The 17,486-nt window shown below is 60.4% G+C and carries 16 protein-coding genes; 5 read left to right on the forward strand and 11 right to left on the reverse strand.

The features are described from left to right. Positions 1-118: 118 nt before the first annotated feature. From AB4N80_RS13425 to gcl, 8 genes are all read right to left on the reverse strand, one after another. Positions 119-1,117 (reverse strand): sulfate ABC transporter substrate-binding protein, encoded by a 999-nt coding sequence (locus tag AB4N80_RS13425; RefSeq protein ID WP_122565977.1) that lies wholly within the window; start codon positions 1,115-1,117, stop codon positions 119-121. A gap of 93 nt (positions 1,118-1,210) precedes the next feature. After that, the gene (locus AB4N80_RS13430) at positions 1,211-2,032 is read right to left on the reverse strand and encodes an ion transporter (protein WP_122565976.1); all 822 of its coding nucleotides are present in this window, start codon (positions 2,030-2,032) and stop codon (positions 1,211-1,213) included. 20 nt (positions 2,033-2,052) lie between these two features. Then, the gene (locus AB4N80_RS13435; protein WP_354339173.1) at positions 2,053-2,952 is read right to left on the reverse strand and encodes an urea transporter; all 900 of its coding nucleotides are present in this window, start codon (positions 2,950-2,952) and stop codon (positions 2,053-2,055) included. A gap of 122 nt (positions 2,953-3,074) precedes the next feature. After that, on the reverse strand, positions 3,075-4,490 hold the full coding sequence (pyk, locus tag AB4N80_RS13440) for a pyruvate kinase (protein WP_460082425.1): 1,416 nt from the start codon (positions 4,488-4,490) through the stop codon (positions 3,075-3,077). Continuing rightward, on the reverse strand, positions 4,480-5,760 hold the full coding sequence (locus AB4N80_RS13445) for a glycerate kinase type-2 family protein (RefSeq protein ID WP_305467933.1): 1,281 nt from the start codon (positions 5,758-5,760) through the stop codon (positions 4,480-4,482). The genes pyk and AB4N80_RS13445 overlap by 11 nt, the downstream gene beginning before the upstream one ends. A gap of 148 nt (positions 5,761-5,908) precedes the next feature. Then, on the reverse strand, positions 5,909-6,799 hold the full coding sequence (locus AB4N80_RS13450; RefSeq protein WP_354339175.1) for a 2-hydroxy-3-oxopropionate reductase: 891 nt from the start codon (positions 6,797-6,799) through the stop codon (positions 5,909-5,911). Positions 6,800-6,958: 159 nt separating this feature from the next. Further along, positions 6,959-7,741, reverse strand: coding sequence for a hydroxypyruvate isomerase (gene hyi / locus AB4N80_RS13455; RefSeq protein WP_060741148.1), 783 nt, complete (start codon positions 7,739-7,741; stop codon positions 6,959-6,961). A 136-nt stretch (positions 7,742-7,877) separates the two neighbouring features. Next, positions 7,878-9,653 (reverse strand): glyoxylate carboligase, encoded by a 1,776-nt coding sequence (gcl, locus tag AB4N80_RS13460; protein WP_460082430.1) that lies wholly within the window; start codon positions 9,651-9,653, stop codon positions 7,878-7,880. A 268-nt stretch (positions 9,654-9,921) separates the two neighbouring features. On the opposite strand from gcl, the gene AB4N80_RS13465 reads away from it, so the two are divergent. Next, a complete protein-coding gene (locus tag AB4N80_RS13465; protein WP_305490919.1) occupies positions 9,922-10,362 on the forward strand; it encodes a GlcG/HbpS family heme-binding protein in 441 nt (146 codons plus the stop codon). Between the two features lie 212 nt (positions 10,363-10,574). Then, on the forward strand, positions 10,575-11,033 hold the full coding sequence (locus AB4N80_RS13470; RefSeq protein WP_460082432.1) for an REP-associated tyrosine transposase: 459 nt from the start codon (positions 10,575-10,577) through the stop codon (positions 11,031-11,033). Between the two features lie 126 nt (positions 11,034-11,159). On the opposite strand, the gene AB4N80_RS13475 is transcribed toward AB4N80_RS13470, so the two are convergent. Then, the gene (locus tag AB4N80_RS13475) at positions 11,160-11,765 is read right to left on the reverse strand and encodes a TetR/AcrR family transcriptional regulator (protein ID WP_014339596.1); all 606 of its coding nucleotides are present in this window, start codon (positions 11,763-11,765) and stop codon (positions 11,160-11,162) included. Between the two features lie 290 nt (positions 11,766-12,055). Between AB4N80_RS13475 and AB4N80_RS13480 the strand changes: the two genes are divergently transcribed. The 3 genes from AB4N80_RS13480 to AB4N80_RS13490 all read left to right on the forward strand — a co-directional run bounded on the left by AB4N80_RS13480 (position 12,056) and on the right by AB4N80_RS13490 (position 15,210). After that, positions 12,056-12,970 carry a DUF808 domain-containing protein gene (locus tag AB4N80_RS13480; RefSeq protein WP_122565967.1) on the forward strand — a complete coding sequence of 305 codons (915 nt, stop codon included), beginning with the start codon at positions 12,056-12,058 and terminating at the stop codon, positions 12,968-12,970. 67 nt (positions 12,971-13,037) lie between these two features. After that, positions 13,038-14,180: an acyltransferase family protein gene (locus AB4N80_RS13485; protein ID WP_122565966.1), complete on the forward strand. Its 1,143-nt coding sequence runs from the start codon at positions 13,038-13,040 to the stop codon at positions 14,178-14,180. A gap of 64 nt (positions 14,181-14,244) precedes the next feature. Next, positions 14,245-15,210 (forward strand): hypothetical protein, encoded by a 966-nt coding sequence (locus tag AB4N80_RS13490; protein ID WP_122565965.1) that lies wholly within the window; start codon positions 14,245-14,247, stop codon positions 15,208-15,210. A 175-nt stretch (positions 15,211-15,385) separates the two neighbouring features. On the opposite strand, the gene AB4N80_RS13495 is transcribed toward AB4N80_RS13490, so the two are convergent. Together AB4N80_RS13495 and AB4N80_RS13500 are read right to left on the reverse strand one after the other, a co-directional pair. Further along, a complete protein-coding gene (locus AB4N80_RS13495; protein ID WP_460082438.1) occupies positions 15,386-16,174 on the reverse strand; it encodes an MlaA family lipoprotein in 789 nt (262 codons plus the stop codon). Beyond that, the gene (locus AB4N80_RS13500) at positions 16,167-17,465 is read right to left on the reverse strand and encodes a serine/threonine protein kinase (protein ID WP_122565964.1); all 1,299 of its coding nucleotides are present in this window, start codon (positions 17,463-17,465) and stop codon (positions 16,167-16,169) included. Before AB4N80_RS13500 ends, AB4N80_RS13495 begins: the two co-directional genes overlap by 8 nt. Positions 17,466-17,486: the final 21 nt, after the last annotated feature.

Below are 17,486 nucleotides of genomic sequence, written 5' to 3' on the forward strand. Positions count from 1 at the left end.
GGGAGCTTGCTCCCACTTGAGTGCGAAGCGCTCATCGTTTTCAGGGTGGCTTCGCCACCCAGCGGGAGCAAGCTCCCTCGCCACAAAAGCTCTCTGGCAACCCTATGCGATCAGTGCCTCACTGCCCGCTATAGATCTGGTCGAAAACCCCACCGTCATTGAAGTGAGTCTTCTGCACCGTGCGCCAGTCGCCGAAGGTTTTTTCCACGGACAAAAAGTCCACTTTCGGGAAGCGGTCGGTGTATTTGGCCAGCACCGCCGGGTCCCGTGGGCGCAGGTAGTTGGCGGCGGCGATTTCCTGGCCTTCAGGCGACCACAGGTATTTGAGGTACGCCTCGGCGGCTTCGCGGGAGCCTTTTTTCTCGACGACTTTGTCGACCACGCTGACCGGTGGCTCGGCCTCGGCGGAAACGCTTGGGTAGATCACTTCGAACTGGTCGCGGCCAAACTCGCGGGCGATCATTTCCGCCTCGTTTTCAAAGGTCACCAGCACGTCGCCGATCTGGTTGGTCATGAAGGTGGTCGTCGCGGCGCGACCGCCGGTGTCCAGTACTGGCGCCTGCTTGAACAGTTTGCCGACGAAGGCCTTGGCCTTGTTCTCGTCACCGCCATTTTTCAGCACGTAACCCCAGGCCGACAGGTAGGTGTAGCGACCGTTGCCGGAGGTCTTCGGGTTGGGCACGATCACTTGCACGCCGTCCTTGAGCAGGTCGGGCCAGTCTTTCAGTGCTTTCGGGTTGCCTTTGCGCACGATGAATACCGTGGCCGAGGTGAACGGCGCGCTGTTGTTCGGCAGGCGGGTGACCCAGTTCTCGGGCACCAGTTTGCCGTTGTCCGCCAGGGCGTTGATGTCGGTGGCCATGTTCATGGTGATGATATCCGCCGGCAGCCCATCGATCACCGAGCGTGCCTGCTTGCTGGAGCCGCCGAACGACATCTGCACGGTGATGTTTTCGTTGTGCTCGGCCTGCCAGTGCTTCTGGAAGGCGGCGTTGTAGTCCTTGTAGAAATCACGCATCACGTCGTAGGAAACGTTGAGCAGGGTCGGGGCGGCGTGGGCCAGGCTGCCGAAGGTCAGGCCAGCGGCGAGAAGGGAGGCGCCAAAGAAGTTCTTCACTGCGAATTCCTTTTTATTAACGGGGGTTCCGGGCAATTAGCCAGCACACTAGCTGCAAGCCTATAGACCTTCAAGCATCAAAAAGTGCTTTGCTTATTCCAATTTTTTAAACAGCGCATTGCCACAACGGGAGCAGAAGGCGGCGCCATGTTCATGGTTGTTTTTGCTGCACACCGGGCAATCGTGCTTGAGCTGGTCACCGCGCATGGCCGTGGCCAGTTCAGCCGTGAAAATACCCGTTGGCACGGCGATGATCGAGTAACCGGTGATCATCACCAGAGACGACACCACTTGGCCCAGGGGCGTCTTGGGCACGATGTCGCCGAAGCCTACGGTGGTCAGTGTCACGATAGCCCAATAGATGCCCTTGGGAATGCTGGTGAAACCGTGCTCGGGCCCTTCGATGACATACATCAGCGTGCCGAAGACGGTCACCAGGGTCGAGACGCTGACCAGGAACACGATGATTTTCTGCTTGCTCCCGCGCAGCGCCGCCATCAAGTAGTTGGCCTGCTTGAGGTAAGGGCTGAGCTTGAGCACACGGAAAATCCGCAGCATGCGGATGATCCGAATGATCAGCAGGTATTGGGCATCGCTGTAGTACAGCGCCAGGATCCCCGGCACGATCGCCAGCAGATCCACCAGCCCGTAGAAACTGAAGGCATAGCGCAGCGGCTTGGGCGAGCAATACAGGCGCAGGCCGTACTCGACGATGAAGATGAAGGTAAAGCCCCACTCGATAGCGGCCAGCAGGGTCGCGTAGTTTTTGTGCACGCTGTCGATGCTGTCGAGCATCACGATCACCAGGCTGGCGAGGATGATCAACAGCAGGGTGCTGTCGAAGCGCCGGCCGGCCACGGTGTCGGTCTGGAAAATGATCACGTAGAGGCGTTCACGCCAGTTGCTGCTGTCCATACTCGTCGCCTGAACCGGAATCAGCGAAGCCTAGGGTGATTGCCCCGTAGAGCGCAAGGCGCGCTGTCGAGGCTGGCCTGGTGCCACGCCCGGCTGGTGGCCTGGATCAGCCAGCAGGCCAGGATGAACGGTGCCGTCAGGGGCGGCAGGCCAAGGGCGATAAAACCTGGCGTGAGCACGACCGCCAGGCAGATGCCCGTCAGCGGTAGCCATGGGCGGCGGCGTTGGCTGAGGGCCAGCGCTACCAACACCGGGTTATAGCCGCCCAGCCCGGAAAGGGCGGTTGCGTTTTCATGTTGCGACAAGGTGAAGGCCAGGCCGACGGCGGAAGCGAACAATGCCCACGCGACGGCGCGCCGGTTGGCCAGCAGCAGGCCGGCGGCGATCAGCGCACCGGCCGCCGGGTGGCCGAGAAACATGACCTGGCCCAGTCCGCTCAGAAGCGCGGCCAGCAGGTTGGGTATCGTCATTTCAATCGCGGTGGCGGGGGATGACGGCAGGGTGAACCCCGTCAGTAGCCAAGCCAATCCGACAAAGGGCGCGGTGTAGGCGGGCAGGCAGCGAGGGCCTCGGGTGCGTTTGAGCCACTGCTGGGTCAGCATCGCGCTGAGGCCGCCTGCGGCGAGGATCAACGGCGGCAACAGCACGGACCAGGGCAACGCGAGGCTCAGCAGCAAGCCCAGCAGGATGCCGTTGTAGCTGAACAGCCCGGCTTGCCGGTCGGCCTTGGCGTAACCGCGTCGCTGGGCCGTCAGCAACCCGGCCACCCCGCCGAGCAACGCGCCGCCGAACAGGGCGGGCGCCGTGAGCAGGATCGCCAGCAGGCACAGCAGGCCGCACAGCGGATGGCGCTGGAGGAAGATTTGGCTGAAGCCGTTGAGCAGGGCGGTGGCCCAGTCGGGGCAGTGGGTGTTAGGCATGATGGGTATGTCTGATGGACCGAGTTGCCCTTATCGCGAGCAATCTCGCTCCCACACTGGATTTGCGGCGATCACAAACCCCTGTGGGAGCGAGCTTGCTCGCGATGAGGCCAGTACAAACGCTAGAGCAACGTCTCAATGCGCAGCGAATTGGTCGACCCCGGCTGCCCGAACGGCACGCCCGCGGTGATCAGCAAGGTATCGCCGCGCTGGGCCATGCCTTGGGCCTGGGCGATTTCCAGGGCGGTGGAGCAGACTTCATCCACCTGCTTCAACCGGTCATTGACCACCGAGTGCACGCCCCAGGCTACCGTCAGGCGGCGGGCGGCCTGCAGGTTCGGCGTGAGGTTGAGGATCGGCACCGTCGGCCGTTCCCGCGCTGCTCGCAGGCTGGAGCTGCCCGATTCGCTGTAGTTCACCAGCACCGCCACCGGCAGGATGCTGCTGATGCGCCGGATCGCGCAGCTGATGGCATCCGACACCGTGGCCTCGGCTTTCGGCCGGCTGACGTCCAGCTGCGCCTGGTAGTCGGGGCCATTTTCCACCTGGCGGATAATCTTGCTCATCATCTGCACGGCTTCGAGGGGGTAATCACCGGAGGCGGTTTCCGCCGACAGCATCACTGCATCAGCGCCCTCGGCCACGGCGTTGGCCACATCGGTGACTTCGGCACGGGTGGGCGCCGGGGAAAAGCGCATCGACTCAAGCATCTGGGTCGCCACCACCACCGGTTTGCCCAGGGCGCGGCAGGTGCCAATGATATTTTTCTGAATCTGCGGCACGCTTTCGGCCGGGACTTCGACCCCCAGGTCGCCACGGGCGACCATGATCGCGTCGCTCAATTCGGCGATTTCCCGCAGTTGGCTCACCGCCGACGGTTTCTCGATCTTCGCCATCAGGAACGCCTTGTTGCCGATCAGCTCACGAGCCTCGCGGATGTCTTCGGGGCGTTGGACGAACGACAACGCCACCCAGTCCACGCCCAGTTCCAGGCCGAAACTCAAGTCGCGTCGGTCCTTGGCGGTCAACGGGCTCAGGTCGAGCACGGCCTGGGGCACGTTCACGCCTTTGCGGTCCGACAGCTCGCCGCCGTTGAGCACTTCGGTGTCGATGGCGTCGCGGTGCCTGGCGGTCACGCGCAGGCGCAACTTGCCGTCGTCCAGCAGCAGGTCCATGCCGGGCTCCAGGGCCGCGATGATTTCCGGGTGGGGCAGGTTGACCCGGCGTTGATCACCCGGTGTCGGGTCCAGGTCCAGGCGCAGGGCCTGGCCCCGTTGTAGCAGGACCTTGCCGTCGGCGAATTGGCCAACCCGCAGCTTCGGGCCTTGCAGGTCCATCAGGATGCCCAGGGGGTAATTGAGCTGCTGCTCGACGTCACGAATCCACTGGTAGCGCTGGGCGTGGTCGGCATGCTCGCCGTGGCTGAAGTTCAGGCGGAAGATGTTCACGCCGGCCTGCACCAGCGCGCGGATGTCATCGATGCCACGGGTGGCGGGGCCGAGGGTTGCGAGGATCTTGACCTTTTTATCAGGCGTCATGGTTGGGGTTCTCGAGGATCAGGATGGCGCGAAAGTCGTTGACGTTGGTGCGGGTCGGTTCAGTGACGATCAGCGCATCCAAGGCGGCGAAGTAGCCGTAGCCGTTGTTGTTATCCAACTCGTCGCTGGCGTTCAGGCCTAGCTCGGCGGCGCGACGATAGCTGTCCGGGGTCATGAGGGCGCCAGCGTTGTCTTCGGAACCGTCGATACCGTCCGTATCACCGGCCAGCGCGTAGATGCCGGGATGGCCCTTGAGGCTGTCGGTCAGGCTCAGCAGGAATTCGGCATTGCGCCCGCCACGGCCATTGCCGCGCACGGTGACGGTGGTTTCGCCGCCAGAGAGAATCACGCACGGTGCCGCCAGTGGCTGGCCGTGCAGGGCGATTTGCCGGGCGATGCCGGCGTGGACTTTTGCCACCTCCCGGGATTCGCCTTCCAGGTCGCCGAGGATCAACGGGCTGAAACCGGCTTGGCGAGCCTTCACCGCTGCGGCTTCCAGGGATTGCTGGGGGCGGGCGATCAGTTGGAAATGACTGCGGGCCAGGCTCGGGTCGCCGGGCTTGACGGTTTCCGATGCCGGGCTTTGCAGCCAGTTGCGCACCGACGCCGGCACCTCGATGTGGTAGCGCTGGAGAATCGCCAGGGCTTCGGCCGATGTGCTGGGGTCGGCCACGGTGGGGCCGGAAGCGATGACCGTGGCGAGGTCCCCGGGCACATCGGAAATCGCGTAGGTGTACACCGTCGCCGGCCAGCAGGCCTTGCCCAGGCGCCCGCCCTTGATCGCCGAGAGGTGCTTGCGCACGCAATTCATCTCGCCGATGGTCGCGCCGGATTTGAGCAGGGCTTTGTTGATCGATTGCTTGTCAGCCAGGGTGATGCCGTCGGCCGGCAAGGCGAGCAGGGCGGAACCGCCGCCAGACAAGAGGAAGATCACCCGGTCGTCTTCGCTGAGGTTGCTCACCAGCCCCAGCACTCGCTGGGCCACGGCCAGGCCAGCGGCGTCAGGCACCGGGTGGGCGGCTTCCACCACTTCGATTTTCTGACAGGGCGCGCCGTGACCGTAGCGGGTCACCACCAGGCCGGACACTTCGCCCTGCCAGCAGCGCTCAACCACCTGTGCCATGGCCGCCGCGGCCTTGCCGGCGCCGATGACGATCACCCGGCCGCTGCGGTCGCGGGGCAGGTAGGGTTCAAGGACGTGCTGCGGATGGGCCGCGTCGATGGCTGTGGCAAACAGCTCGCGCAGCAGTTGTTGCGGATCGACCGACATGGCGGGCTCCCTGGATTCTTGTTATTTGAAGGGCACGCAGCCTCCTGTGGGAGCGGGCTTGCTCGCGAAGGGGATCTATCTGTCAATGAAGTGTTGACTGACACACCGCCTTCGCGAGCAAGCCCGCTCCCACAAGGGGGGCGGTGTGTCAGTTGTCGCGGATGGAGAAATTGGCCATATGCTCCAACCCCTTGATCAGCGCCGAGTGATCCCAGTTGCTGCCACCAATGGCCGCGCAGGTGCTGAACACTTGCTGCGCGTTGGCGGTGTTGGGCAGGTTGATGTTCAGTTCCCTGGCGCCTTGCAGGGCCAGGTTCAGGTCCTTCTGGTGCAGGCTGATGCGGAAGCCTGGGTCGAAGGTGCCCTTGATCATGCGTTCGCCATGCACTTCGAGGATCTTCGACGATGCGAAACCGCCCATCAGCGCTTCACGGACCTTGGCCGGGTCGGCACCGTTTTTCGCGGCGAACAACAACGCTTCGGCCACCGCCTGGATATTCAGGGCGACGATGATCTGGTTCGCCACTTTGGCAGTCTGGCCATCGCCGTTGCCGCCCACCAGGGTGATGTTCTTGCCCATGGCCTGGAACAGCGGCAGGGTACGCTCGAAGGCGGCGCTGTCGCCACCGACCATGATGCTCAGGGTCGCGGCCTTGGCGCCGACTTCACCGCCGGACACCGGGGCATCGAGGTACTGCGCGCCTTCCTCATTGATCTTCGCTGCGAACGCCTTGGTGGCGGTGGGGGAGATCGAGCTCATGTCGATCACCACCTTGCCCGGGCCCACGCCCGCCGCCACGCCGTCGGCGCGGAACAGCACGTCGTCGACCTGGGGCGTGTCCGGGACCATGACGATGATGAACTCGGCTTCCTGGGCCACTTCCCTCGGGTTGGCCAACGCCACCGCGCCACCGGCCAGCAGGTCGGTTGGAGCTGCGTCGTGGTGCTGGGACAGAAACAGGCTGTGACCGGCCTTTTGCAGGTTCAGTGCCATGGGGTGGCCCATGATGCCGGTGCCGATAAATCCGATTTTAGCCATGTGGAAATCCTCTTGTTGTTATCGCTGCTTCAGGCAAATGAGGGACTGCTTTCCTGTGGGAGCGAGCTTGCTCGCGATAGCGGTGGGTCAGTGCCGGTGATGTTGGCTTTACTGACGTCATCGCGAGCAAGCTCGCTCCCCCAGGGGGAAAGAGTTGGGTCAGATCGCGTTGTGGGTTTTCAGCCAGCCCAGGCCCGCTTCGGTGGTGGTCAGTGGTTTGTATTCGCAGCCGACCCACCCCTGGTAGCCGATGCGGTCCAGGTGTTCGAACAGGAAGCGGTAGTTGATTTCCCCTGTACCCGGCTCGTTGCGGCCCGGGTTGTCCGCCAGTTGTACGTGGTTGATCTCGCCCAGGTGCGCCGACAGGGTCCGGGCTAGGTCACCTTCCATGATCTGCATGTGGTAGATGTCGTATTGCAGGAACAGGTTGGCGCTGCCCACCTGCTCGCGGATCGACAGGGCCTGGGCGGTGTTGTTCAGGTAGAAGCCGGGAATGTCGCGGGTGTTGATGGCTTCCATCACCAGCTTGATGCCTTTGGCCTGCAGCTTCTCGGCCGCGTATTTCAGGTTGGCGACGAAGGTTTTTTCCACCAGGGTTTCACTGCAGTTCTGTGGGCGAATCCCCGACAGGCAGTTGACCTGCGTGTTGCCCAGTACCTGGGCGTAGGCGATGGCCAGGTCGACACCGGCGCGGAATTCCTCGACGCGGTCCGGCAGGCAGGCAATGCCGCGCTCGCCCTTGGCCCAGTCGCCGGCCGGCAGGTTGAACAGCACTTGGGTTAGACCGTTGGCGTCGAGCAGGGCCTTGAGTTCGGCGGAGCTGTAGTCATAGGGGAACAGGTATTCGACACCACTGAAACCGGCCTTGGCGGCGGCTTCGAAACGGGCGAGGAAATCCTGCTCGGTGAACAGCATGGACAGGTTGGCGGCGAAACGCGGCATGGTGGTCTCCTGTAGAAAGTTGGCAGGCCCCCTGTGGGAGCGAGCTTGCTCGCGATAGCGGTGTGTCTGCTTGCATCCGGGTTGAATGTAGCGCCGTCATCGCGAGCAAGCTCGCTCCCACAGGGATGCCGATCGGTCAATCGAGCAACGAAATGGCTGTCGGTGCATCGTTGCCCACAAGCGCCAGGTCTTCAAACTCATTGACGGCGTTGATCTCGGTGCCCATGGAGATGTTGGTCACCCGCTCCAGGATGATCTCGACGATCACCGGCACCTTGAACTCCTCGATCATCGCCTGGGCCTGGCGCAGGGCCGGTTGGATACCGGCCGGTTCGAACACCCGCAGTGCCTTGCACCCCAGGCCTTCGGCCACGGCGATGTGGTCCACGCCATAGCCGTTGAGTTCCGGGGCGTTGAGGTTGTCGAAGGACAGTTGCACGCAGTAGTCCATGTCGAATCCGCGCTGGGCCTGGCGAATCAAGCCCAGGTAGGAGTTGTTTACCACGACATGGATGTAGGGCAGCTTGAACTGCGCACCCACCGCCAGCTCTTCAATCATGAACTGGAAATCATAGTCGCCCGACAGCGCCACGACCTTGCGACTCGGGTCGGCCTTGACCACCCCCAGCGCTGCCGGAATCGTCCAGCCCAAGGGACCGGCCTGGCCGCAGTTGATCCAGTGGCGTGGCTTGTAGACGTGGAGGAACTGCGCCCCGGCGATCTGCGACAGGCCGATGGTGCTGACGTAGCAGGTGTCCTTGCCGAACACTTGATTCATTTCTTCGTACACCCGCTGTGGCTTGACCGGCACGTTATCGAAGTGGGTCTTGCGTTGCAGGCTGGCCTTGCGTTGTTGGCAGTCTTGCAGCCAGGCGCTGCGGTTTTTCAGCTTGCCGGCGGCTTGCCACTCGCGGGCCACTTCGATGAACACCGTCAGGGCCGAAGCAGCGTCGGAAACGATGCCCAGGTCTGGGGTGAAGACGCGGCCGATCTGGGTCGGCTCGATGTCCACGTGAATGAACGTGCGGCCTTCGGTGTAGACGTCCACCGACCCGGTGTGACGGTTGGCCCAGCGGTTGCCGATGCCCAGCACCACGTCCGATTTGAGCAAGGTGGCATTGCCATAGCGGTGGGACGTTTGCAGGCCGACCATGCCGACCATCTGCGGATGATCGTCGGGAATGGTGCCCCAGCCCATCAAGGTGGGGATGACCGGGATGCCGGTCAGCTCGGCGAACTCCACCAGAAGGTCGCTGGCGTCGGCGTTGATGATGCCGCCGCCGGCCACTAGCAATGGACGCTCAGCCTGATTGAGCATCGTCAGGGCTTTCTCTATCTGCACGCGGTTGGCCGCGGGTTTGGCCAGCGGAAGTGGTTGATAGGCGTCGATGTCGAATTCGATCTCGGCCATCTGCACGTCGAACGGCAGGTCGATCAGCACCGGGCCCGGGCGGCCGGAGCGCATCTCGAAGAAGGCTTTTTGGAAGGCATATGGCACCTGGCCCGGTTCCAGCACGGTGGTGGCCCACTTGGTCACGGGTTTGACGATGCTGGTGATATCCACAGCCTGGAAGTCTTCCTTGTGCATACGGGCGCGGGGGGCTTGCCCCGTGATGCACAGAATCGGGATCGAATCGGCCGAAGCGCTGTAGAGCCCGGTCACCATGTCGGTGCCGGCCGGGCCCGAGGTGCCGATGCACACGCCGATGTTGCCGGCCTTGGTCCGGGTGTAGCCCTCGGCCATGTGCGAGGCGCCTTCAACGTGGCGAGCGAGGACGTGATCGATGCCACCCACCTTCTGCAGGGCGGAGTACAGCGGGTTGATCGCGGCACCCGGGATGCCGAAGGCCGTGTCCACGCCTTCACGGCGCATCACCAGAACGGCGGCTTCGATTGCTCTCATTTTGCTCATTATTTTGTGCCTCTTACGTTTTGTAATTGTATACAAGTGGCTTTGTGCAGAGTGTATTCACGGCTAACGACACAGGTCAATCCCTTTCCTCAAGCACCTGTTTCATTCGTCGGAATGCCAGGTTTTGCTGAGGTCTTTTGTCGGTAAAGGTGCTTTGTGAGAATTATTGTATACAAAAATATAGAGTGTTGTGTTCTATTTGTGGTGTTCGGTTTTTCTGAAAGTGAAGCCCGCAAGGCTCTCCCATAACAAAAGAAGGACAGCACCCATGAGCGTTTTAACCTTGAAAATCGCCGTCAACCTGGCCGGGCAAGCCCTTGCCGCGGGTCGTGAAATCAGCGCAGCGCCCTTGACCGTCGCGGTCCTGGACAGTGGCGGACACCTGGTTGCCTTGCAGCGCGAAGATGGCGCCAGCCTGCTTCGCCCGCAAATCGCCATCGGCAAGGCCTGGGGCGCCATCGCCCTGGGCAAAGGCTCGCGCCTGCTCGCCCAGGACGCCCAGCAACGCCCGGCATTCTTTGCCGCGTTGAATGGATTGGGGCAGGGCAGCGTCGTACCGGCCCCGGGTGGGGTGTTGATCAGGGATCAGGACGGGAGGGTGCTGGGGGCGATTGGTGTCAGCGGTGATGTTTCGGATGTGGATGAGCAGGTGGCGGTCAGGGCCGTGGAGGCGGTGCAGTTGAGGGCGGATGTGGGGGTTGCTGTTTGATTTTTCTGGTGAATTGACTGGCGTCATCGCGAGCAAGCTCGCTCCCACAGGGTTCGATGTTGGACACATAATGTCTGAACACCGCAAACCCCGTGTGGGAGCGAGCTTGCTCGCGATGGCGACCTCCCAGACACATCCAGCCAAGAGTCTGCCCGGCATTCAAAATCCACTGACCTAGCCTTTGATCACCTGATCATTGGAGAGGCGAAGGAATGCCTGATCTACCTGCTTCACATCGCTTGCGCACTGGCCGTTACGGTGAGTTGAATCGAATCTATTTATTGACCACTAATACGGTCGAGCGAAAGCCGATTTTCCAGGATTTCGCTTTAGGCAGATTGGTCGTTGAACAATTTCGGCATGCCCAGGATGAAAGATGGGCGAAGTCATTGGCTTGGGTGGTCATGCCTGACCATTTCCATTGGTTGATTGAATTGCAGCAAGGCTCGTTGAATGAGTTGATGCAAAAAACCAAATCCTTGAGTGCTCGGGCGGTGAACATATCCACAGGGTACAGAGGCAGGCTATGGCAGCCGGGCTTCCATGACCGGGCTTTGCGGCGGGAAGAAGAGTTAATATTAATGGCGCGCTATGTCGTCGCTAACCCGCTACGGGCAGGCCTGGTGAAGCGGCTTGGCGATTATCCGCTGTGGGATGCCATTTGGCTTTGACTCGAAATCGAGTTGCCGCTTTCGCGAGCAAGCCCGCTCCCACAGAGCCTGTGGTGAGCATAAAGTATGTGAGCACCGCGAAACTGTGGGAGCGGGCTTGCTCGCGAATGGGGGCACTGCGGTATTTCAGTCTGGCTCACACCCCTTCAACACCAACCGAATAATCGTCTGCGCCGCCGCTTCGTAATCCGCCTCATCCAGCTTCGCCTTGCCAGTCACGGCGCTGATCTGCCAGTCGAAATCGGCATAGGTCTGGGTGGCGGCCCAGATGCTGAACATCAGGTGGTTGGGGTCGATGGGGGCGATCTGGCCGCGGTCGATCCAGGTCTGGATGCAGTCGATGTTGTGCCGGGCCTGGGCGTTGAGTTGTTCCACCAGGTCGGGGCTCAGGTGGGGGGCGCCGTGCATGATTTCGCTGGCGAAGACTTTCGAAGCGAAGGGCAGGTCGCGGGAGATGCGGATCTTGGAACGGATGTAGTGACTCAACACCTCACCGGGTACGCCGTCGGCATTGAACGGTGTCGAGGCCTGGAGAATCGGTTCGATGATGCTCTCCAGCACTTCGCGGTAGAGGTTTTCCTTGGATTTGAAGTAGTAGTAGACGTTGGGTTTGGGCAGGCCAGCCTTGGCCGCGATGTCGCTGGTCTTGGTCGCGGCGAAGCCCTTGTCGGCAAATTCTTCGCTGGCGGCACGCAGGATCAGTTCTTTGTTGCGCTCGCGGATTGTGCTCATAAACCCAGGGGTTCCTTGCCTGTTCTGGCGGTGGCGCATGGTAGCACCGGCTTCGCGCGGCGCTCAAGAATGCCCCTAGTGGCCTGTGTGGCTAATTCGTGCACTCAACTTCGGCGCCAGTGCTTGCCAAGCTGCGTTACCATTCCTCGCCGTAGCGGGCTACGACTCGTCATGGCGCCTTGCCTGGCAATCACTGGCACTCGAACTTGAGTACTCGAATTAACCGTACAGGCCACCAGGCACCGCGGCTCGCGGTATGCTGCGCAACATTATTATTCAAGGAGCCCCCCATGGCTGGAAGCAGTTTGCTGGTACTGATCGACGACATCGCCACCGTGCTCGACGATGTTGCGTTGATGACCAAGATGGCCGCCAAGAAAACCGCCGGCGTGCTCGGCGATGACCTTGCGCTCAATGCCCAGCAAGTGTCGGGTGTGCGTGCCGAGCGGGAGCTGCCAGTGGTGTGGGCAGTGGCCAAGGGGTCGTTCATCAACAAATTGATCCTGGTGCCGTCGGCGCTGGCGATCAGCGCCTTCGTCCCTTGGCTGGTGACGCCGTTGTTGATGGTGGGCGGCGCCTACCTGTGTTTTGAAGGGTTTGAAAAACTCGCCCATAAGTTCCTTCACAGCAAGGCCGAGGACCAGGCCGAACATGCGCAATTGGTCGAGGCGGTGGCGGATCCGGCGGTCGATCTGGTGGCCTTTGAAAAGGACAAGATCAAGGGCGCGGTACGCACCGACTTCATCCTCTCGGCGGAAATCATCGCCATCACCCTCGGCACCGTCGCGGATGCGGCGCTGACCCAGCAGGTGATCGTGCTGTCGGGCATCGCCATCATCATGACCGTCGGTGTCTATGGCCTGGTGGCGGGCATCGTCAAGCTCGATGACCTGGGCTTGTGGTTGACCCAGAAGCCAGGACAGGCCGCCAAAAGCATCGGCGGCGCCATCCTGAGCGCGGCACCCTACATGATGAAAGGCCTGTCGGTGATCGGCACCGCAGCGATGTTCCTGGTGGGTGGTGGCATCCTCACCCATGGCGTGCCGGCGGTGCACCATTGGATCGAAGGCGTGACGGCCAGCGCCGGTGGTGCCGGGTTTATCGTGCCGACGTTGCTCAATGCGGTGGCGGGGATTGTGGCGGGGGCGGTGGTGTTAGCGGGCGTGCTGGTTGTCGGCAAGGTCTGGAAAACGTTGAAAGGCTAAAGCTGGCAACAGGTAAAAGCTCCCGACCCACGAGTCGGGAGTCAGTTAATTACATCTGGAACAATCAATGATCGAAACCTTTCAATTGCTGGCGCTATACGTGCTTTCCGTCGGCGTATTCTGCTTGATTGCCGGGCGTTTTCCTTTGCTCGCCCCTGAAGCACAACACCGAGTATCGTCGTTGGACGGCCTGCGAGGAATCCTCGCGACAGCGGTGATGGTTCATCACTTCGCCATCACTTTTGTATGGCACAACACCGGAACCTGGCAAGTCACTGAAAGTCGCGTGATCAACAATATGGGGGCCGTACCGGTGTCCTTGTTCTTCATGATCACGGGCTACCTTTTTACGCAAAAAGTGATCAGGGGGCAGCCCAAGTGGGGCTCGCTGCTTTCCTCTCGATTGCGTCGCATTTTTCCAATGTACATCGTGTCTGTTCTCTTGGTTGCCGCTATCAGTTTCTACCAGACAAAGGGGGAGCTCATCCCGCTGCTTGATAACTTCGCCGCGCTTGGTAGTTGGTTAATCTTCATGGGAGGACCGATCAATGGATTTCCAGACAGCAAGCTGATCAACGCTTCTGTGCAGTGGACTCTGATGTACGAGGCGCTTTTCTATCTCTCGCTCCCGCTCATGTATTGCCTGTTCCGTCGCCAGTTGCCGATTTTCGCCTTGGTGATTTCCATCGGCACGATCGCGATGTTATGGCCGGAGTATCACCACGTATTCCACAAGCGGTTCGTTAAGCTATTTCTGGTAGGTATGGCTGTTGCCTTTTTTGAACCCCGACTGCGCAAGATGTCGATCGACTTTTCCAATCTCTGCTGCAGCCTCATCGCTGCCGGGGTCCTGCTCGCGAGTCTGAAGATGCGCTCATACTCAACGGGGCAAATGTTGATCCTCGGTATTCCATTTGGGCTCTTCGTTCTAGGCAACAGCCTGCACGGGCTCCTGGAACACAAGGGGCTAAAAGTCCTCGGGGAAGCGAGTTTCAGCATCTATCTGCTGCACGGTATCGTGATTTACAGCGTGTTCAGCCTGCTGAAGATATACAACTTCACAGACGGCACATCTGGGGACTATGCATGGTATCTGCCGCTTATCATTCTGGCGGTGAGCGCGTTGAGCGTTTTGACCTACTGGTCAATCGAGCGGCCCTTCATCATTTCGCCCCTCAAGCGGCTTGATAAGCCAGCCCAAGAAATATGATTCCAGATGATTGCCAAAACGCTGAAAGGCGCCGCGATCTTTAACACTTTTTTACGAGAACGACATGGCCTATCAGCCTCCAGGCATCACATCGAAAAAGCTCCTGATCGTTTGTCGGGACGTCGGCGGTTATGTAAAACGGCTTAGCGATTACTTAGCCAACAATAATGAGGTCACTTTCGTTGATCTTTCTGCACCGCGCGACCAGGTCTCGTTCCTACCCGGAAAGCTGCGGCGATGGTTGAAGAAATTCCTGACAGTTCGTGCGGCACACCGCCAGATTCAAAAGGCCGGGAAAGTCGATTCTGTACTCATCATCAATCCCGCACAAATCGACAGCGCGCTTGTCGATCAGGCAATGGTTGCAGCACAACAGACCATCGCGTTCCTGTCTGACGGCGTTAGAAGACTTGCCATGCCGGTTGCTCAGTTGGCCCGTTTCGACAAGGTCTATACCTTCGACGATGCAGACGCCCGGGAATACGGATTTCGCAAGCTCAGCAACTATATTTACGAGCTCGACGCAGAGCTTGAAACGACGCGTGAGTACAAGGCTTTTGTAGTGATGGCGGGCAAGCACCGCATTGACGTGCTGGGCAGGATAGCCGCTGAATTCGATCGTCTTGGCCACACCAATTACAAGTTCCTGGTGCAAAGCAAGGTGGTCGAAAACTCCAGTCCGGGCATCACTTTTTTCAGGGAAAGGATGTCGCTCGATGAAGTGGGCGACCTGATTAGACGCTCTGAAATCCTGATCGATATCGTCCGGCCGGGCCATGCAGGTCTGAGCTTTCGCTTCTTCGACGCTTTGTTCTACCGGAAGAAAATCATCACCAATAATCCGTCGGTCATGAATTACGATTTTTATGATGCGCGAAACATTCTGGTCATTGACAGCGAGCACCCTGTTATCCCACCGTCATTTCTCGTTGAGGCATACATTGATCCACCTGCGGACGTGGTCCAGAATTACAGCATGAGCAGTTGGGCCCGTGAAGTGTTTGCTCCACTGGCCGATGATCAGCGATAGGGCCGGCTTCATCACAGTGCAACCCATCAAGCTCAGCGGATGATGCTTATCCCCATACGTTAAAAAACCCTCCGTCATCGAGCATGCCGGAGGGCTTTTTGTTTGTGGGTGCCAGGCGGATGGAGTCAGTTATTAAATACATCCGCACAAGGCACAACCTGCTCGCTTTGCAGGGTTATTCGGCAATCTGCAACTTGCGCGACTCGGTGTACACGTAACGCACCTTTTCATACTCGAACGGCGTGTTCAGTTGCCCATAGCGGAAACTGGTCTGGTAGCGCTTGTCGACGCCGCGCAGAAGCAGCAACTCCGGGTGGTTGGAGCTGACTTCAGAGACGTTCAGGAAGTTGATCGCCGATTCGGCTGTGTAGTCCACCAGCAGGCCGGAGGTGTCGCGCAGGTTAGACGGGCCGAAGATCGGCAGCACGAAATACGCGCCGCCCGGCACGCCGTAGAAGCCCAGGGTCTGGCCGAAATCTTCGCTCTGGCGCGGCAGGCCCATGGAGGTGGCTGGGTCCCACAGGCCGGCGATGCCGACGGTGGTGTTGAGCAGCAGTCGCGCCGTGGTTTCCATTGAACGCTTACCCTTGAATTGCAGCAGGCTGTTCATCAGGTTCGGCACGTCCCCCAGGTTGTTGAAAAAGTTGCTGACGCCGGTGCGCACGAAGCCGGGGGTAATGTAGCGATAGCCATCGACGACGGGCAGGAAGACCCATTGGTCGAAGCGATAGTTGAAGTGATAGACCCGGCGGTTCCAGGATTCCAGCGGGTCATAGACGTTCAACGCGTTGAGGGTCGAGCGCTCGAACTCGCGCTGGTCCAGCCCTGGGTTGAACTTGAGCTTGGTCAGCGGTTCCTTGAAACCGTCCGAATCCACCACCACAGGCGCATTGGCTTTGCTGTTGTCGGCGTGGACCATGCCCGCACTCATTAACGCAGCGATAAGCAGCAGATATTTAGCCACGGAAAAACTCCAGCATGGCGTCGCTGTTGACGCGGTAGTTAAGGTTGCCGCAGTGACCGCCCAGTGGATAAACCGTCAGGCGATCGCCAAAAGTCTTGCGTAGGAAGCCCAGGTCGCCCGGTCCGAGAATGACGTCGTCGGCATTGTGCATGACGGCAATCTTCGAGCTGTCGTGCAGGTAATCCTTGAGCGCGTACAGGCTGACCTGGTCGACCAGTTGCAGCAGGCTGCCGCCGTCGGTGCGCGCGCGCCACATCGGGATCACCTGCTCGGTGAGGTAGCAGTCGAAGTCGCATTGCAGCGCACGCTTGAGGAACGGCGTCAGGCTGGTGCTTTCGGTAATCGGGAACTTGGGTGGGATGATCAGGCCGCGCCGGTTGATCAGGTCCGAGGTGAACGCGATGTCGGCCGCCGAAAAGCGGAACGAGGTGCCGATCAACATCGCCATCTGCTCGTTGCTCAGGTGCTGCTTGGACTGTTGGAAGTCATAGAGCAGGGCATCGTTGAGGTCGATGTAGCCTTTTTGCTGGAAGTAGCGGGTCAGCTTGTTCAGCACCAGTTCATAGAAGGTCGTGGTGCTGTTGATGCCCTTGACCTCGGTCTGCACCAGTTTGTCCAGGTTGGTGATCGAGGTGTAGAGGTTCACCGGCGGATTCAGCAACAGCACCTTCTTGAAGTTGAAGCTGCGCCGGGTTTCGTCCAGGTGGGCGACGAAGGCCGCGTCCAGGGCGCCGAGGCTGTAGCCGGTCAGGTAGTACTCGGTGACGGGCACTTTCGGGTTTTGCGCGCGTACCGCCTGCATTACCCGGTACATGTCTTCGGCGTCTTCCTTGCTGATGCCCGGGGTGGCAAAGCGTGAGGCGGCGCTCATGAAGTCGAAGCTGGTGGGCGAGGACAACTGCACAACGTGGTAGCCAGCCTTGTAATAGAGCCGCTTGAGGTATTCATTGATGCTACTGTCAAAGCGCGCACCGGTGCCGGCGATCAGGAAGATCAGCGGCGCGGGCTTGTCCTGGGTGGCCATGCGGTAGGTGAGGCTTTTCACCGGCCAGAAGTTGTCCGGCAGGATGAACTCGCGTTCCGGGCGCAGGGTCAGGCTGTGGTCCGCCTGATTGATGTCTTCGATCAGTGGCAACTCCGGACGCAGGTCCGGCGGGGTGGTGGCGATGGTTGCCTCGAACGGGTTGGTCAAGGGGTAGCCATAGCTGGCGGCGTCAATATCTGCCGCCAGCGCGGACGCACTCAGGATAAGGCCGCCGAGGAGGGCAGCGAAGCGCAAGGAACGGAGCATGACTGGATCCCTTAGAGGAAG

The organism is Pseudomonas sp. H3_A02, from assembly GCF_054671965.1.

Coding starts and splice junctions, on each gene's coding strand:
- AB4N80_RS13430 (WP_122565976.1), bottom strand. CDS start 2,032: ATGGACAGCAGCAACTGGCGTGAACGCCTCTACGTGATCATTTTCCAG.
- AB4N80_RS13435 (WP_354339173.1), bottom strand. CDS start 2,952: ATGCCTAACACCCACTGCCCCGACTGGGCCACCGCCCTGCTCAACGGC.
- pyk (WP_460082425.1), bottom strand. CDS start 4,490: ATGACGCCTGATAAAAAGGTCAAGATCCTCGCAACCCTCGGCCCCGCC.
- AB4N80_RS13445 (WP_305467933.1), bottom strand. CDS start 5,760: ATGTCGGTCGATCCGCAACAACTGCTGCGCGAGCTGTTTGCCACAGCC.
- AB4N80_RS13450 (WP_354339175.1), bottom strand. CDS start 6,799: ATGGCTAAAATCGGATTTATCGGCACCGGCATCATGGGCCACCCCATG.
- hyi (WP_060741148.1), bottom strand. CDS start 7,741: ATGCCGCGTTTCGCCGCCAACCTGTCCATGCTGTTCACCGAGCAGGAT.
- gcl (WP_460082430.1), bottom strand. CDS start 9,653: ATGAGCAAAATGAGAGCAATCGAAGCCGCCGTTCTGGTGATGCGCCGT.
- AB4N80_RS13465 (WP_305490919.1), top strand. CDS start 9,922: ATGAGCGTTTTAACCTTGAAAATCGCCGTCAACCTGGCCGGGCAAGCC.
- AB4N80_RS13470 (WP_460082432.1), top strand. CDS start 10,575: ATGCCTGATCTACCTGCTTCACATCGCTTGCGCACTGGCCGTTACGGT.
- AB4N80_RS13475 (WP_014339596.1), bottom strand. CDS start 11,765: ATGAGCACAATCCGCGAGCGCAACAAAGAACTGATCCTGCGTGCCGCC.
- AB4N80_RS13480 (WP_122565967.1), top strand. CDS start 12,056: ATGGCTGGAAGCAGTTTGCTGGTACTGATCGACGACATCGCCACCGTG.
- AB4N80_RS13485 (WP_122565966.1), top strand. CDS start 13,038: ATGATCGAAACCTTTCAATTGCTGGCGCTATACGTGCTTTCCGTCGGC.
- AB4N80_RS13490 (WP_122565965.1), top strand. CDS start 14,245: ATGGCCTATCAGCCTCCAGGCATCACATCGAAAAAGCTCCTGATCGTT.
- AB4N80_RS13500 (WP_122565964.1), bottom strand. CDS start 17,465: ATGCTCCGTTCCTTGCGCTTCGCTGCCCTCCTCGGCGGCCTTATCCTG.